Below are 14,765 nucleotides of genomic sequence, written 5' to 3'. Positions count from 1 at the left end.
CCCCCTTCGACAGGGGGGAGGGCGCTTTCTCTCTCCCAAGCACCCCAGATTGAACCTAGCCGAGCGCCGCCATGATCCCGCGCAGCTCGGCGAGGCCGCGCATCCGCCCGATCAGCGGGTAGCCCGGCATGCTGTCGGCGGTGCGATCATACAGCAGCTCCTGCCCGTGATCCGGGCGCATGGGGATCTGCCAATCCGCACGGGCCCCAAGCTTGCGCCGTGCTTCCTCCGCCAGCAGCGCACGGATCGTGGCGACCATATCCGTGTCACCTTCCAGATGCGGGGCTTCGAAGAAATCGGGGCGCTCCGGGTCGTCGCTGAGCCGCTTGGTATTGCGCAGATGCACGAAGTGGATGCGATCCCCCAACCGGTCGACAAACCCCGGCGGGTCGAAATCCGCCCGTACACCGAGCGATCCGGTGCAGAGCGTGGCGCCATTGGCAGGGCTCTCGACAGCATCGAGCACCTGCGCATAATCCTCGGTCGTCGACATCACGCGCGGCAGACCCAGCAGGCCAAAGGGTGGGTCATCCGGATGACAGCAGAGGCGCAGGCCGAGGCGCTCGGCGACCGGCACCACCTCTGCGAGGAAGTCGATCAGGTTCTGGCGCAGTCGGTCTGACGTGATGGCGTCATAGCTGGACAGCTGTGCCCGTACGTCCTCGACCGTCCAGGTGTCATTGGCGCCGGGCAGTCCGGCCACGATGTTGTTCTTGAGCGCGGTGCGTTCGGCCTCGGACATCTCGTCAAATCGCGCGGCGGCAGCAGCGCGCTGCGCCTCGGAGTAGTCCGCGGGCGCGTCCTCGCGGGCAAGGATATGCAGATCGAAGACGCTGAACGCCTGAAAATCAAAGAGCATCGCCGTGCCGCCGTGCGGTTGCGGCGCGCGCAGGGTCGTGCGGGTCCAGTCGAGAATGGGCATGAAGTTGTAGCAGACGGTCTCGATGCCATGCCGGGCGAGCGCCGCGAGGCTCTCCTTATAGGCGGCGATATGCGCGGTGGCCTCGGGGCCTTGGGTCTTGATCGCCTCGGAGACGGGCAGGCTTTCGACCACATCCCAGGCAAATCCCGCGGTGGCCAGCCTCTCCTGCCGTTTGGCGATCTCGGCATCCGGCCAGACCGCGCCCGGCGCGATGTGGTGCAGGGCGGTCACGATCCCTTCGACCCCGACCATATGCAGATCGGGCAGAGCCACGGTGTCTTGCGGGCCGAACCAGCGCCAGCATTGCTTCATGGCTGCCATCCTTCATAGAGCGGGTGATCGGGCGTGATCGGGAGCGCCACGCGTGTGCCCGTCCGGGCCGCGTGGTAGATCGCGGTGACGAGGGCGATGGAGGCTGCACCCTCTTCCAGCGTGACCGCGGTATTGGGCGCACCTGCGCGGTCCTGCGCGATAGCGGTGAGGAAGCCCGCGAAGCCGGTGGGTTCCGCGGCGGTGTTGTCGAGGATCTGATCGATCTCGGTCTGTTTGGCGGGGTCGCGCGCGGTGAAGGTCCACGGGTCGGCGCCGGGGGCGTAGGGCGTGCTGCCCGAGGTCGCGGTGAGGTTTTCAAAGACGAAGCGGATGCGGGTCTCGTCGGTTGCGGCCCCTAGCGTGATGCTGCTGGTGGCAAGCGCACCATTGGCCATCTCGAAAGCGATGGCGGCGCAATCCTCGGTCTCGATAGGGTTGACGCGCGTGGTGGTCATGGCCGAGAGCGCCGCGACCGGACCCATGAAGTGGGTCAGCAGGTCGTGGTTGTGGATCGCATGGCCGAGCACCGCGCCGCCCTGTTCGCCCGCCCAGGTGCCGCGCCAGGGAACCGCGTAGTAATCGGCGCCGCGCGACCAGTGGGTCTCGATCGCTGCGGTCTGCGGCTGGCCGGTGAGACCGGCGGCGACGAGCGCGCGCAGCTGTGCCAGCGACGGGCCCCAGCGGTACTGGAAGACCGGGTAGACGGTGCGGCGCGCGGTGTGCGCGGCCTGCCTGATCCGGTCCACACCGGCCATCGCGGTGGCGAGCGGCTTTTCGCAGATCACGTGTTTGCCGACCTCAAGTGCCTGCAAGGTGACGGGCACGTGCAGGTGCGGTGGTAGGCAGATGTCGATGAGATCGATGGCCGGGTCCTGCAGCGCCGTGTCGATCTGTGTGCCGACGGTGAAGTCGCCCCCCTTGCGCAGCGCTTCGGCGCGGGCCGTGTCTTGGTCGACGAGCATGGCAACCTCGAAAACATCCGGTAGCGTACGGTAGGCGGCGAGATGCTCCGCGCCGATCCCTGCGCCGAGGATGGCCACGCGGGTCATCTGGCCGTCTCTGCTTTCGCTTGCGCGTCAAGAGCGAGCTGCATGACCGTGAAGCAGTGGGCTTGGGTTATGGCGGTTTCGGTGCGGTGCGCGATGTCGTGCACGAGGCGCTCGAAATAGGGCAGGCCGGCGTCGCTTGCGTCGATCTTTTCGCATGTTTTGCCATTCACGAGGACCAGGTGGTCGGTGCCCTCGGCCCCCCCTACATCCACGTATTTGCGCAGCTCGATATAGCCTTCGGTGCCGAGGATCGTCAGCCGCCCGTCACCCCAGGTGGGCAGCGCATCGGGCGTGTACCAGTCGACACGGATGGTGCCGGAGGCCGAGGCGCTGCGCAGGGTGATCTCGCCAAAGTCCTGCAGGCCGGGGGTGTCCGGGTTGGCGTAGTTGGCGACCATGGCGTGGGTGATGTCTGCGGTCTCCGACCCGGTGAAATGCAGGAACTGGTCGATCTGATGCGAGGCGATGTCAGTCAGGATGCCGCCGTAGCGGTCGCGTTCGAAGAACCAGTGTGGCCGCGTGGCGCGATTCAACCGGTGGGGCCCGAGACCTGCGGTGTGCACGACCCGGCCAATGGCGCCCTGCTCGACGAGCTCGGTGGCGCGGGTCACGGCGGGCACCTCGAAACGCTCGGAGAAATTGATCGACCAGATGCGCCTCGTTTCCGCCACGCAGGCCTTGATGGCCCCGAGCTGGTCGTGGGTGGTGCAGCCGGGCTTGTCGCTCATCACGTCCATACCCTGCCGCATGGCGCGGATCGCAAGATCGGCGCGGTCGGCGGGGATGGCCGAGACCAGCGCGAGGGTGGCGCCGGACTTCAGCGCCGCGTCGAGCGTGGCGAAGCGCTTGAGATCGGGGAAGCGTTTGGTGAAACCTGGCAGTGTTTCGGGCGCGCCCTCGGTCCAGTAGCCGAGGCAGGTGGCGCCGGTTTTCAACATGTTTTCAGTCATGCCGTAGATGTGGCGGTGGTCGAGGCCGAGCGCGACGAAGGGCAGGTTCATGAGGCGATCTCCGTGATCTGGCCGCTGCGGCTGGCGCGCTCCATCGCGTCGATCACGCGGTGCGCCTGCAGCGCGCTTTGGCCCGAGGCGAGCGGTGCCGTGCCGGTCCTGAGGCAGGCTGCGAAGTCTTCCAGCACGCTCTGATGCCAGGCATGGGTGAAGGCCATCGGGTCGGCGCCACCACCGGTGCTGGCCTCGGCGCCGAAGGTTTCGACGCGCCCGTCGAGATGGGTCAGGGTGAGCACCCCGGAGGCGAGATATGCTGCGGCTTTGTCCCCTTGAATGCGGATGCTTTCGGGCTCACCCGGATAGGCGGCGGTGGTGGCCATGAGGCTGCCGCAGGCGCCGCTCTCCATCTCGAAGAGCGCCCCGGCCCAGTCTTCAGCCTCCATCGTATGCAAGGGCGTGGTGCGCATCATCGCCTGCACCGCCCGGATCGGCCCGAGCAGCCAGAGCGCGAGATCGAGCGTATGGATCGCCTGGTTGATCATCACGCCGCCGCCGTCGCGGGCGTAGGTGCCACGCCCGGGCGCATCATAGTAAGCCTGATCGCGCCACCAGGGCACCCGGATCTCGACGGTGGCCACCTGGCCCAACGCGCGCCCGTCCAGAAGCTGTTTCAGCTTCGTGGACGCTGCGCGTGCCCGGTGCTGAAGAACGATACCGAGGGGCACACCGGCGGCCGCGCAGTGCGCCACGATCGCTTCGGCGGCGGCCAGTGTCCGCTCGATGGGCTTTTCCATGAGGATCGGCTTGCCCGCGGCACTCAGGGTCTCGACGAGCTCCTGACGGGCGTCGGGCGGTGTCGCGATGACCACGAAATCGACCGCAGGGTCATCGGCAATCTCGACCACCGAGGTGCGCACCGGCACCGCGTAGCCAAGCGCTGCGCTGGCTCTCTCGGCAAAGGCCTGTGCGCGCGCGGGGTCGCGCCCCATGACCCCGGCCAGGTCGATCCCCTCCGCGTCGCGGATCGCGGCCAGATGGGTGTCTGCCACCATGCCGAGGCCCAGCAATACCGTCTTCATATCCCCTCCCGTTTCGGGCACATTTGCACCAAAGGCCTGCGAAGGCCACGCAAAAGATGGGAAGACGCATGCACCAGCTGACCGGGACGGCGGGCACACTCTACGAGCGCATCCGCGACCTGCCGATTGTCTCGCCGCATGGGCATTGCGAGCCTGCGTGGTTTGCCACGGATGCCCCCTTTCCCGACCCTGCGACGCTGCTCGTGGTGCCGGATCATTACGTCTTCCGGATGCTCTACGCGCAGGGGGTACCGCTCGAAAGCCTGGGCGTGCCGGAGCCGGGACGCGGGGCGGACCCGCGCGACATCTTCCGGATTTTTGCGCAGAACTGGCACCTCTTTCTCGGCACGCCCTCGCGGTTCTGGATCTCTCACGTGCTGACCGAGACGCTGGGGATCGACACGCCGCTGTCCGCCGAGACGGCGGATGCGGTCTATGATCAGATCGCCGAGCGATTGGGCGATGCGGCGTTCCGGCCGCGCGCGCTCTTTGACCGCTTCGGGATCGAGGTGCTGGCGACGACGGATGGCGCTCTGGATGATCTGGCGCACCACCGCACGGTGGCGGAGAGCGACTGGCGCGGGCGGGTCATCCCCACGTTCCGGCCCGATGCGGTGCTCGACCCTGCACATGAGGGGTTTCTCGGCAACATCGACGCGCTCGGTCGCGTGACCGGTGAGGATGTTGGCAGCTTTGCAGGCTACCTCGCCGCTTTGCGGGCGCGGCGGGCGTTCTTCAAGGCGCGTGGAGCGACGGCGACGGACCATGCGATCGAGGTGATCGAGACGGTCTGGCTGGACGATCCCGATGCGCTCTACCAGCGGCTGCGGCGCGGTGAGGCCTCGGAGGCGGAGGGCCGCGCCTTTTACGGGCATATGTTGATCGAGATGGCACAGATGTCGGTAGGCGACGGGCTGGTGATGCAGATCCACGGTGGCAGTCGGCGCAACACCAATGCGGAGGTGTTCGCGCGTTTCGGGCGCGACAAGGGCGCCGATATTCCCATCGCGGTGGATTGGGTGCGCGGGCTTGACGCTTTGTTGAACCGGGTCGGCAACACGCCGGGGTTCACACTGATCCTCTTCACCCTGGACGAGACGACTTACGCGCGGGAGCTTGCGCCCATGGCCGGACATTGGCCCTGCCTGCGGATCGGGCCGCCCTGGTGGTTCCATGACAGCGCGGCGGGTATTGCACGGTACTTCGATCAGGTGGTGGAGACGGCGGGCTATTGGAACCTCGCTGGTTTTAACGATGACACGCGGGCGTTTCTCTCGATCCCGGCGCGGCATGATCTGTGGCGGCGGGGGGTGGCGGCGCATCTGGCGGAGCAGGTGGCGCGGGGGGTCTTTGGACTGGCCGATGCGGAGACGCTGGCACCCTTGCTGGCCGTTGACCTGGCGCGCGACGCCTACGAGCTTGGCACATGAGCGCGCGCATCCTGCATATCGGGGTCGGCAATTTCGCCCGGGCGCATCTCGCGGATTACACGCAGGACGCGGGCGGCTGGACGATCACTGGGGTCAGCCTGCGCTCAGCCACAGTGCGCGATGGGCTGCGCGCGCAGGGCTATGACTATGGGCTGGCGGTGCAGGGGCAAGGGGTCAAGCCGATCACCGTCTTTGACGAGGTGCTGGTAGCACCGGAGGATCCGGGCGCGGTGCTGGCGCAGATTGCGGATCCGGAGGTGCATATCATCTCGGTCACGGTGACCGAGAAGGGCTATCACCTGACGCCGGGCAACAGGCTCAATCTGGACGATCCGGCGGTGGCGCAGGACCTGACGGGTGACGGCCCACGCACGGTGATCGGGTTTCTGGCGCGCGGGATCGCGGCGCGGGAGACGCCGGTCACGGTGCTGAGCTGTGACAATCGGGCGAACAACGGCGATGTGCTGCGCAATGCGGTGGTGAGCTTCGCGGCGGAGGCGCGGCTCGACATGGGGCAGGCGCAGGCGCGCTTTCCCAACAGCATGGTAGATCGGATTACGCCCGCGACCTCCGATGCACTGCGGGCGGAGACGGGCGATCCGATGGCGGTGCCGACGGAGCCGTTCCGTGAGTGGGTGATCGAGGATCACTTCGCGGGCCCGCGCCCCGACTGGCCGGATGTGGTGCTCACCAAGGACGTGGAGCCCCATGAGATGCGCAAGCTGCGGATGCTGAACGGGGCGCATTCGATGTTGGCTTATGCGGGGACGCTGGCGGGGTATGACTACGTGCATGAGGCGATGGCGGATGCCACGTTGCGGGCGCAGGCGCGGGCGCTGATGGGTGAGGCGGCGCGCACGCTGACCCCGGAGATGCAGGCGATCGCGCCCGCCTACGCCGACGCGCTGGTGGCGCGGTTCGACAACCCGCATATCAACCACAGCCTGCGACAGATCGCGATGGATGGCACGCAGAAGCTGCCCTACCGGATGATCGACAGCCTGCGCGCGCTTGGCGGTGATGCGCCTGCGCTGGCCGCGGGGCTGCGGGCTTGGATTGGGTTTTGCCGCGCGGAGGCGGCTGCGGGGCGCGATCTGCAGGACCCGCAGGCGGAGGCGATTGCGGGGATCGTGGGTGCCGGAGGCTCGGACCAGCAGCTGCTGGCGCTGATCGGGGCGGAGGATCTCGGCCAGTCTATTCTGGAATGATCGCGCCGCGATGCTGGACGACGCGAGCGGCGCAGGCGTGGCCGGCCATGAGTGCGGCGGCCTGGGGTTGCCCGGTGAGCAGCGCGGAGAGGTAGCCGCCGTTGAAGCTGTCGCCTGCGGCGGTGGTGTCGATGACGTTTTCAGCAGGCGGGTAGGTTTGGGTGACTGGGTCACCCATAGAGAGCGGGCCGGTTGCGCCCCGTTTGAGCGCACCCGTGCCGGGGTAGCTTTGCAGGCGCGTGGTGACCTGCGCATCGCTTTCGTTGAAGAGCGCCATCTCGTCGTCGATGGAGGGTAGGGCAATGTCGGCACGGGCCCACATCGCCTGGGTGATCTCTTGCGCGGTGGCCTGATCCTCCCAGAGGCGGGGGCGGTAGTTGCTGTCGTAGACCAGCTTTTGCGGGGCGTCCTTCAGCCAGTCGACAAGGGCCAGGCGCACGGGGTGCGGCAGGATCGCGAGCGAGATTCCGGAAAGGTAGAGCACGTCATAGGGCTCCAGTACGGAGAATTCGTAACCATCGCTCGTCTGGAAGAGATCGCGCGCGGCGGCGGCGCTACGCCAGTAGGTGAAGGAGCGTTCGCCGTCGGCGGTTGTGGTGATTGCGTAGAGGCCAGGGGATTTGCCGGGGATGATGCGGATGGCGCCTGTGCCGATGCGCTGGGCGGTGATGAAGTCGCGGATTTGGGCCGAGAAAGGGTCATCGCCCAGGCAGGTGACATAGTCGACCGTCAGCGATGGCGCGCAGCGTTTGAGGTAGATCGCGGTGTTGAGCGTATCGCCTGCGACGCCAACCTTGGCCACCTCGCCTTGCATGGAGAGTTCGATCATGGCTTCGCCGATACAGGCCACGCGGAGGGTCATCGCTGTTCCCTTTTCCAGATGATGAGGCCCGAGACCACGATGATCAGCGCGCCGAGCACGGTCCATTGATCGGGCAGGTGATCGAAGACCAGATAACCCATGATCGTCAGGTAGATCATGAACGAATAGGTGAAGGGCATCAGCGTGTTGGCTGAGCCGAAGCGGTGCGCGTTGGTCAAGAGCTGGTGCCCGCCCCAGCCGAAGAGGCCGAGACCGATCAGCAAAGCCCATTGCAGCGGATCGGTGGGCCACTGCCAGCTCCAGATCGCGAGCGGCAGGAGCAGCGTTGTGCCGAGCGCGCCCATGTAGAACTGCATGGTTTCGGTGGCCACGATGCCCGCGAGCTTGCGCGTCATGATGGAATAGAGCGCGAGGCTGAGCGCGTTGAAGAGGGCAAGCAGCATGGCCCAGTGGAAATCCGCGCCCAAGGGACGGATGACGACCAGCACGCCCAGAAAGCCCAGCAGGATCGCGAACCAGCGCCAGGGGCCGATTTTCTCGTTCAGGAAATGCTGCGAGAGGAAGCAGACGATGACCGGGCTGGAGAACATGATGGCCGAGATCACGGTCAGCGGCAGGAAGTTCAGCGCATAGAAGTTCGACACCGTCGCGGTGATCAGCAGCAGCGCGCGGGTGATCACCTGGCCGGGATGGCCGGTCTGCAGCCGGTCGCGGGTGAGACCACCGCGCGCGATCACCCCAAAGGAGATGACGAAGTGGCCCGCGTAGCGCATGAAGGCGAGCTGAAACGCCGGAAAGCCGAGCAGCGCCAACCACTTGGCGCTGGTGTCCACGACCGAGAACAGCAGCCATGCGCAGAGCATGAGGCTGATCCCGAAATGCGGACGATCCTCGACCAGACCGGCGGTGACGGCCATCCTAGGGCTTCATTTTCTGCGCGTAGAAGTCGATCATCTGGCTGACCATATTCTCGCCGTGGCCCGTCTCGGTCGCCTCGCGCAGCGCACCCAGAGCGCATTTGGACATCATGCTGTCGACGCCTGCGTCTTCGGCCATTTTCGCGTAATAGCCGACGTCCTTGGCGGCGTTCTTGATGGCGAAGGCGAGCTGGTTCGGATCACCCTTCAGCCCGTAGCCCGAGACGAAATCCATCATGCCGGAGTGCAGGGGCCCCGCGGCCATCACGTCATAGAGTTGCTGACGATCGATGCCCGCCACATCGGCCATGGCGAAGGCCTCGGCCATGGCGTTGGCGACGGTCATGCCGAAAAAATTGTTCATCAGTTTGATCGTGTGGCCTGAGCCGAGCGCGCCGAGGTGAAAGACGTTTTCGCCCAAGTCATCGAGCACTGGCTTGACCTTGTCGAAGGCGGATTGCTCGCCTGCGGCCATGATGTTCAGTAGCCCGTCCTTGGCGTGGGTTGGTGTCCGACCAAGGGGCGCATCCATATAGGTACCACCAGCGGCGGCGACCTCATCGCCCAGGGCCCGCGTGCTGCCGGGCAGGGAGGTGCCGAAGTCGATCACAACCGCGCCGGGTTTCAGGCCCGCGATCACGCCGTCGGGCCCCCGCATCCGGCTTTCCACGCTGTCGGAGGTGTCCATGCAGAGCATCACGATGTCGCTGGCCGCGGCCACATCGCGGGCGGTCGCGACCTCCGTGGCCCCGCGCGCCACGGCAGCGTCGATGCGCGGGCGCGAGCGGTTGGCGGTGATCGTCATCGCATACCCCTTGTCGATCAGCCGGTCGACCATGGCAGAGCCCATGAGCCCGAGCCCGATAAATCCGATTGTCTGCTGTGCCATCTAAGGTCTCCTTTACGCGTGTGTGAGGGGGGCTGGGGTGTGCTGCTGCAGCTGCTCTTCGATCTGAAGGGCCACGTCGAGTGTGCGGGTGGCGTCGGCCACGTCGATCAGCGGGGCGGCGCCGTCGATCACCTCGAGGAAGTGGTCGAGCTGGGCGTCGAGTGGAGGTTTTGCGTTCTCCGCCCTGGTGCAGGGCACGGGCTCGGCGGGGCGGGACCAGTCCTGCCCGGACCAGAGCGTCATCGAGGGGAAGCTGATCGCCCCCTTGGTGCCGGTGATCCAGAGCATGTCCTGATGCGTGGTGCCGATGTTGGGGTTCTCGCCGGTGGCGGCCTCGAACCCCCAGGGCGCGGGCGCGGTGTCGGCGAAGGCGATGGTGCCGGTGGCACCGCTCTCGAAGGCGAGGGCGACGGCGCCGCTTTCGACGCGGGCCTGTCCGCGCAGGCCGCGTCCCCGGAGTGCGGAGACGGCGGCGATGTCACCGAGGACAAAGCGCAAAAGGTCGATGTCATGCACGAGGTTGATGAGCACCGGGCTGCCGTGGGTGCTGCGCCAGTTGTCCTGGAAATAGGCGTCGGGCTTGCGCATGGCCCAGATGAGGCTGGCGGTGACGGGCTGGCCGATGGCGCCGTTCGCGATGAGGGATTTCAGTTGCTGGACGGGCGCGTGGTAGCGGCGGTGGTGACCGACGAGCGATCTGACCTTCGCAGTTTGGATCGCCGTCTGCAGGGCGTGGGCCTGGGCGAGGTCCTCGGTCACGGGTTTTTCGATGAGCATGGGCCAGCCGCGTTTGGCCGCATAGGCCCCGTGTTCCGCGTGCAGGTGGGTCGGCGTGGCGAGGATGACGCCATCGACGGGGCCTGTGACCTCGGCCATGTCGTTGTAGCGCGGCACATGCGGCGCGATGCCCGGGTCGGGATCGGCGAGGCCCACAAGCGTGCAGCGCGGATGCGCGGCGACTGCCTCAAGATGGCGGATGCCGATGAGCCCGCCGCCAACGACAAGGATGCGGCTCACATCACCGCCCCGATTTGCCAGGGGACGAATTCATAATCGCCCAGGCCCTGCGCTTCGGATTTGCTCATCTCGCCGGAGGCGACGCGCAGGAAGGTCTGGTAGATTTCGCGGCCCTTGTCCTCGACCGTGGTGCTTTCGGTTAGGATGGTGCCGGCGTCGATGTCCATGTCCTCCGCCATGCGCTTGGCCATGGCGGAGTTGGTGGCGACCTTGATGGTGGGGCTGGGTTTGGAGCCGAAAGCGGAGCCGCGCCCCGTGGTGAAGCAGACAAGGTTGCAGCCGCCCGCGATCTGGCCGGTGACGGAAGCCGGGTCATAGCCGGGGCTGTCCATGAAGGTGAAGCCGCGGGCCGTGACCGGTTCGGCGTATTTATAGACCCCCATGAGAGGGGATGTGCCGCCCTTGGCTGCCGCGCCGAGGGATTTTTCAAGGATCGTGGTCAGGCCACCCGCCTTGTTGCCGGGGGAGGGGTTGTTGTCCATCGAGCCCTTATTGCGGGCGGTGTAGTCTTCCCACCATTTGATCAGGCCGACCAGCTTGTCGCCGGTGGCTTGGTCAGCCGCGCGGCGGGTGAGCAGGTGTTCGGCGCCGTAGATCTCGGGTGTTTCCGCGAGCACGCCGGTGCCGCCTTGCGCCGCGAGCAGGTCGCAGGCGTAGCCGAGTGCGGGGTTCGCGGTGATGCCGGACCAGGCGTCAGAGCCGCCGCATTGCAGAGCGACTTTCAGCTCGGAGGCGGGGCATTCCGTCCGCGTGGCCTCGTTTGCGAGGGGCAGCATCGCCTCGATCTTCTGGATGCCCAGATCTATGGTTTTGCGCAAACCGGCGACATTCTGGATGTTCATCACCTGGAAGGTCGGGCCTTGTTTCAGGCCGTAGGCGTCGAGCAGCCAGTCGATCTGGTTCATCTCGCAGCCGAGGCCCACCATGAGCACGGCGGCGTGGTTGGGGTGCCGGGCGTAGCCCCACATGACCCGCTGGAGTGCTTCGAAGCCATCGCCGTCCCCCGCCATGCCGCAGCCCGTGCCATGCACGAAGGCGACAACACCGTCGACGTTGCGGTATTGGCTGAGGACGTCCGGCGTGAAATGCGCCGCGATCATGCGCGCGGCGGTGGCGGAGCAGTTCACCGAGGTGACGATGGCCACGTAGTTCCGCGTGCCGACCTGGCCGTTGGCGCGGCGGTAGCCCAGGAAGGTATCGCGGTCGGCCTCGGGCACAGGTGTGACGGGGCGCAGGTCGGTCGAGAACTCGTAGTCGGCCTCGGTGTTGCGGAAGTCCACGTTCTGGGTGTGCACATGGGTGCCGGGGAGGATGTCTTCGGCGGCGTAGCCGATGATTTGCGCGTATTTGCGGATGGCGGTGCCCTTGGGGATTGCCTGCGTGGCGATTTTGTGGCCGGAGGGGATCAGGCTTTGGGTCGTGGTGCCCTCGACCGCCACACCGGCTTCGAGCGCGCGGGTGGCGGTGACGACGTTGTCGGCGGGGTCAAGGCGGATGATGTCAGGCATGTCCGGGACGGTGGCACAGGGCGGGGGTGGTCACAAGAGCGGGGCGATGATGGGCGGGATGTGCGGTCGGGTTTGAGTATTTTTGGAAGGGTGAAGGGGGCTGGGTATTGGACCCACCCCGGTTACGGGAGCAGCAGCGAGACGATGGGCGGCCAGATCAGCAGCACGGAGAGGGCGCAGAGCTGGATGCCGATGAAGGGCAGGAAGCCTTTGAAGATGTCCGTCAGGCTGATGTGCGGCGGGGCCACGGACTTCAGATAGAAGGCGGCGGGGCCGAAGGGGGGTGAGAGGAAGCTGACCTGCATGTTCATACAGAAGACGACGCCGAACCAGATCGCCACATGGCGGGGGTTGAGCTCGCCCAGCAGGCCAATCTCCTCGATAGGCAGGCGTTGCACGATCGGCAGGAACACGGGGATGATCAGCAGCACGATGCCGACCCAATCCATGAAGGCGCCCATGAACAAAAGGATCAGCATCATCATCAGGATGATGCCCATGGTGGGCAGCTCGGAGCCGACGATGAAATCGGCCACATAGGTGGGCCCGCCGGCGATGGTGTAGGCGCCTGCGAGGGCTGTCGCGCCGATGGTCACCCAGATGATGGTGCCGGTGGATTTCAGCGTGCGCATGAGGCTGTCCCACACGAGTTCAAAGCTGGCTTCGCCGCGGAAGATCGCGATGATGAGCACAGCGAGGGCGCCCATGCCCGCGGCCTCGGTGATGCCGGTGATGCCGCCGTAGATCGAGCCCATGACAACGCCGATCACCACGATGGGTGCGACGAGACCTTTGCCGAGTTTCCAGCCCAGCACCGTGCGGTCGCGGCCCAGCACGCCGAACATCATCATGAAGGCGGCCACGACCGTGCCGCCGAACCACGGCAGCCAGTCGGCCGTACCATAGGCGAAGGGATCGCCCGTGTTCGCGGCGTTCTGGCCGCTGAGTTCAAAGAACAGCGCGCGCAGGAAGAGGGCGGTTGAGAAGCCCGCGATCAGCACGCAGAGGAAGGCCGCGAAGAGCTTGGCCTTTTCGGCGCCAACGGGCTCGCCCTCGACCGGTTCGGGCAGGGGGGCGTCTTCGGGGCGCAGCTGGGTGCGGATGATGATGTAGATGATGATGAAGCTCGCGAGCATGAAGCCCGGCAGGAAGGAGGCGGTGAAAAGCGCCTTGATCGAGGTTTCGGTGATCAGCCCGTAGATGATCAGGACGATCGACGGCGGGATCATCGTGCCGAGGCTACCCGAGGCACAGATGGTGCCGATGGCGAGGTTCTGGTTGTAGCCGAGGCGCAGCATCTGCGGCAGGGCGATAAGGCCCAAGAGGACCACCTCGCCGCCGATGATGCCGGACATCGCCGCCATGATCACCGCCATGATCGAGGTCACGATGGCGATGCCGCCGCGGGTGCGGTTGAGCCAGACGTTCAGCGAGGAATACATATCCTTCGCGATGCCGGAGCGCTCCAGCAGCGCCGCCATGAAGATAAACAGCGGAATGGATATGAGGACATAGTCCGTTAAGAGCCCGTATATTCGTTGTGCGAGGATATTCAGCGGGCCGGAGCCCGGTCGCCCGGTGAGGATCCCATCGCCAAAGGTCCAGGGCGCGGTGAGAAGCTGTGGCTCGAACTTCATCACCAGCACGCCAACGGCGAGGATGGCAGAGGCAAAGCCCAGCGGCATGCCGATGGCGAGCAGCAGAATGAGGCCCAGCATGAGGACCAGTGAGATCGTTCCGATATCCATCAGTCTGCCTTGTACTTTTGGGACTGGATCGCGCCGCGCGTCACGTCGAGCCCGGCGGTGCCGTCGCTGCCCACGGCGGCTTTCAGCTTTTCAAGCTCGTCCTGGTCAATGTCATCGGCGGCGGTGTGGATGACCGGCTCGGCGTTCCAGTCGGAGATGAGGTTGATCACCGCCTGCACGGCCACCAGCGCCACGACGATCAGCACCATGGGCTTCAGCGTGGCGGGGATGGGCGGGTCGAAGACGGTGCCGAAGGTCTCCCAGCGGTAGAACTTGTCAAAGGCCTCGCCGTAGCCGCCGTAGAACAGGAAGAAGGCGAAGATCACGATCATCGCCGTCGAGATGCAATCGCAGGTGCGTTGCAGCGCGCGGGGCAGCATGTCGTAGATGAGGAAGATGCGGATGTGGCTGCGCTGTTGCATGGCGTAGAGCCCGGCGCAGAGGAACACGAAGCCCGCGAGCCAGAGCGACAGCTCATTGGCCCAGAGCGTCGGGCGCTCGAAGACATAGCGCAGGATGACCTCGTAGATCATTACCGAGCAGAGCACGACCACCAGCATCATTGTCACGCGGCCGATGAAGACGGCAAGCCGGTCAATGGCGCGCCAGCTTTCGAATTCCATCGCCGCGCGGCGCACGGTGCGCATGCCGATATAGGCGAGGATCGGGATCAGCAGGACGGCGAGCCAGTCCATGATGTCGGCATAGCCGCCGAAGAGGCCGGAGAGGCCCGGTGTGATATCGGCGCGGGCAAAGAGCGCCGAGAGCTTGTCGTATTGCGAGGGGTCTTCGGGCTTGGCCAGCGTGAGGGTGAAGGCTGGCATGTGCCATGTCACCCAGCCAGCGCAGGCGATGAAGGCCATTGGGATCAGCCATTCGATCAGGCCGCCGGATTTTTCCTGCATGTCACTCC

13 protein-coding genes are annotated in these 14,765 nt (G+C 65.9%); 2 read left to right on the top strand and 11 right to left on the bottom strand.

The window, feature by feature from the left end; genetic code table 11:
• Positions 1 to 55 precede the first annotated feature (55 nt).
• The 4 genes from uxuA to ACVC7O_RS19605 are packed head-to-tail and all read right to left on the bottom strand — an operon-like array spanning position 56 to position 4,312.
• Positions 56 to 1,234 (bottom strand): mannonate dehydratase, encoded by a 1,179-nt coding sequence (uxuA, locus tag ACVC7O_RS19620; RefSeq protein WP_458323797.1) that lies wholly within the window; start codon positions 1,232 to 1,234, stop codon positions 56 to 58.
• A complete protein-coding gene (locus ACVC7O_RS19615) occupies positions 1,231 to 2,283 on the bottom strand; it encodes a Gfo/Idh/MocA family protein (RefSeq protein WP_458323796.1) in 1,053 nt (350 codons plus the stop codon). Before ACVC7O_RS19615 ends, uxuA begins: the two co-directional genes overlap by 4 nt.
• Complete coding sequence (locus tag ACVC7O_RS19610; protein WP_458323795.1) at positions 2,280 to 3,284, bottom strand: Gfo/Idh/MocA family protein; 1,005 nt, start codon at positions 3,282 to 3,284, stop codon at positions 2,280 to 2,282. The genes ACVC7O_RS19615 and ACVC7O_RS19610 overlap by 4 nt, the downstream gene beginning before the upstream one ends.
• Positions 3,281 to 4,312 carry a Gfo/Idh/MocA family protein gene (locus tag ACVC7O_RS19605; protein ID WP_458323794.1) on the bottom strand — a complete coding sequence of 344 codons (1,032 nt, stop codon included), beginning with the start codon at positions 4,310 to 4,312 and terminating at the stop codon, positions 3,281 to 3,283. The genes ACVC7O_RS19610 and ACVC7O_RS19605 overlap by 4 nt, the downstream gene beginning before the upstream one ends.
• A 68-nt stretch (positions 4,313 to 4,380) precedes the next feature.
• On the opposite strand from ACVC7O_RS19605, the gene uxaC reads away from it, so the two are divergent.
• Entirely contained in the window at positions 4,381 to 5,742 is a 1,362-nt protein-coding gene (gene uxaC / locus ACVC7O_RS19600) for a glucuronate isomerase (RefSeq protein ID WP_458323793.1), read from the top strand.
• Complete coding sequence (locus tag ACVC7O_RS19595) at positions 5,739 to 6,950, top strand: mannitol dehydrogenase family protein (protein ID WP_458323792.1); 1,212 nt, start codon at positions 5,739 to 5,741, stop codon at positions 6,948 to 6,950. The genes uxaC and ACVC7O_RS19595 overlap by 4 nt, the downstream gene beginning before the upstream one ends.
• On the opposite strand, the gene ACVC7O_RS19590 is transcribed toward ACVC7O_RS19595, so the two are convergent.
• From ACVC7O_RS19590 to ACVC7O_RS19560, 7 genes are all read right to left on the bottom strand, one after another.
• The gene (locus ACVC7O_RS19590) at positions 6,937 to 7,812 is read right to left on the bottom strand and encodes a sugar kinase (protein WP_458323791.1); all 876 of its coding nucleotides are present in this window, start codon (positions 7,810 to 7,812) and stop codon (positions 6,937 to 6,939) included. The two genes, ACVC7O_RS19595 and ACVC7O_RS19590, sit on opposite strands and share 14 nt — an antisense overlap.
• Entirely contained in the window at positions 7,809 to 8,690 is an 882-nt protein-coding gene (locus tag ACVC7O_RS19585) for a DMT family transporter (protein WP_458323790.1), read from the bottom strand. The genes ACVC7O_RS19590 and ACVC7O_RS19585 overlap by 4 nt, the downstream gene beginning before the upstream one ends.
• 1 nt (position 8,691) lies before the next feature.
• Entirely contained in the window at positions 8,692 to 9,579 is an 888-nt protein-coding gene (locus tag ACVC7O_RS19580) for an NAD(P)-dependent oxidoreductase (protein WP_458323789.1), read from the bottom strand.
• 12 nt (positions 9,580 to 9,591) lie between these two features.
• The gene (locus ACVC7O_RS19575; protein WP_458323788.1) at positions 9,592 to 10,596 is read right to left on the bottom strand and encodes a Gfo/Idh/MocA family protein; all 1,005 of its coding nucleotides are present in this window, start codon (positions 10,594 to 10,596) and stop codon (positions 9,592 to 9,594) included.
• Positions 10,593 to 12,104, bottom strand: a complete 1,512-nt coding sequence (locus ACVC7O_RS19570) for a UxaA family hydrolase (protein ID WP_458323787.1) — start codon at positions 12,102 to 12,104, stop codon at positions 10,593 to 10,595. Before ACVC7O_RS19570 ends, ACVC7O_RS19575 begins: the two co-directional genes overlap by 4 nt.
• 122 nt (positions 12,105 to 12,226) lie before the next feature.
• Positions 12,227 to 13,852 (bottom strand): TRAP transporter large permease, encoded by a 1,626-nt coding sequence (locus tag ACVC7O_RS19565; RefSeq protein WP_458323786.1) that lies wholly within the window; start codon positions 13,850 to 13,852, stop codon positions 12,227 to 12,229.
• Entirely contained in the window at positions 13,852 to 14,757 is a 906-nt protein-coding gene (locus ACVC7O_RS19560; RefSeq protein WP_458323785.1) for a TRAP transporter small permease subunit, read from the bottom strand. The genes ACVC7O_RS19565 and ACVC7O_RS19560 overlap by 1 nt, the downstream gene beginning before the upstream one ends.
• Positions 14,758 to 14,765: the final 8 nt, after the last annotated feature.

It is taken from the genome of Roseobacter cerffii (assembly GCF_054226325.1).
This window is presented reverse-complemented; position numbering and strand designations above follow the sequence as displayed.

Bases quoted from the DNA above. Each gene is read 5' to 3' on its own strand.
- uxuA (WP_458323797.1), bottom strand. From the start codon at position 1,234: ATGAAGCAATGCTGGCGCTGGTTCGGCCCGCAAGACACCGTGGCTCTG.
- ACVC7O_RS19615 (WP_458323796.1), bottom strand. From the start codon at position 2,283: ATGACCCGCGTGGCCATCCTCGGCGCAGGGATCGGCGCGGAGCATCTC.
- ACVC7O_RS19610 (WP_458323795.1), bottom strand. From the start codon at position 3,284: ATGAACCTGCCCTTCGTCGCGCTCGGCCTCGACCACCGCCACATCTAC.
- ACVC7O_RS19605 (WP_458323794.1), bottom strand. From the start codon at position 4,312: ATGAAGACGGTATTGCTGGGCCTCGGCATGGTGGCAGACACCCATCTG.
- uxaC (WP_458323793.1), top strand. From the start codon at position 4,381: ATGCACCAGCTGACCGGGACGGCGGGCACACTCTACGAGCGCATCCGC.
- ACVC7O_RS19595 (WP_458323792.1), top strand. From the start codon at position 5,739: ATGAGCGCGCGCATCCTGCATATCGGGGTCGGCAATTTCGCCCGGGCG.
- ACVC7O_RS19590 (WP_458323791.1), bottom strand. From the start codon at position 7,812: ATGACCCTCCGCGTGGCCTGTATCGGCGAAGCCATGATCGAACTCTCC.
- ACVC7O_RS19585 (WP_458323790.1), bottom strand. From the start codon at position 8,690: ATGGCCGTCACCGCCGGTCTGGTCGAGGATCGTCCGCATTTCGGGATC.
- ACVC7O_RS19580 (WP_458323789.1), bottom strand. From the start codon at position 9,579: ATGGCACAGCAGACAATCGGATTTATCGGGCTCGGGCTCATGGGCTCT.
- ACVC7O_RS19570 (WP_458323787.1), bottom strand. From the start codon at position 12,104: ATGCCTGACATCATCCGCCTTGACCCCGCCGACAACGTCGTCACCGCC.
- ACVC7O_RS19565 (WP_458323786.1), bottom strand. From the start codon at position 13,852: ATGGATATCGGAACGATCTCACTGGTCCTCATGCTGGGCCTCATTCTG.
- ACVC7O_RS19560 (WP_458323785.1), bottom strand. From the start codon at position 14,757: ATGCAGGAAAAATCCGGCGGCCTGATCGAATGGCTGATCCCAATGGCC.